The organism is Methanocalculus natronophilus, assembly GCF_038751955.1.
GTDB classification, from domain to species: domain Archaea; phylum Halobacteriota; class Methanomicrobia; order Methanomicrobiales; family Methanocorpusculaceae; genus Methanocalculus; species Methanocalculus natronophilus.
In genome coordinates this window covers 1-577 of record NZ_JBCEXH010000105.1, presented here as the reverse complement: position 1 = coordinate 577, position 577 = coordinate 1, and the positions used below count along the sequence as shown (strand labels likewise).

The 577-nt window shown below is 32.8% G+C and carries 1 protein-coding gene; it reads left to right on the top strand.

Annotated features, from left to right (window positions below; all coding sequences use genetic code 11):
• Positions 1–48 precede the first annotated feature (48 nt).
• A partial coding sequence (locus tag ABCO64_RS10705; RefSeq protein ID WP_343089467.1) for a phosphatidate cytidylyltransferase occupies positions 49–577 on the top strand: 529 nt, incomplete at its 3' end.

Sequence of the window (577 nt, the reverse complement as noted above, 5' to 3'; positions counted from 1 at the left end):
GTATAAAGGGTTGATGAAATGAAAACACGTTTGATTACAGGATTCATAATGGCAGTAATTTTAATTCCTTTACTATTCATTCCTTCAACGTTTTTTGCAGGATTTGTAAGTGTTTTTGTGTTATTAGCCAGTTATGAATACTTTAAGATGGTAGAAAAAAATCAAAGCGGTGTCAGTCCGTTTATCGTTTTTTTTCTAACAACGTTTAGTTTTTATTTACTAGGAATTTTATTTGTTTTTCAAACCATTGAGGTTGAGATATTGTTTGCCTTTATTATAGGGCAAATGATTATCTTTTTAGCCTTAAGAGTTTTTAACGCTCAAGTAAAATGGACCGAACTTTTTCAAGGGGCGGTTTATTTAGGATTTTCATTTTTCGCGCTCGTTTATATACATACTGCAGGGCTTATGATGCTTTTATATTTATTGCTCATCGCCATGCTAAGTGATATATTTGCTTACTTTAGTGGTATGTTATTTGGGAAGCATAAATTAGCGCCTAAAATTTCGCCTAAAAAAACCATTGAAGGAATGATTGGTGGAACGTTTATGGCGGTATTAATCGCAAGTCCACTTG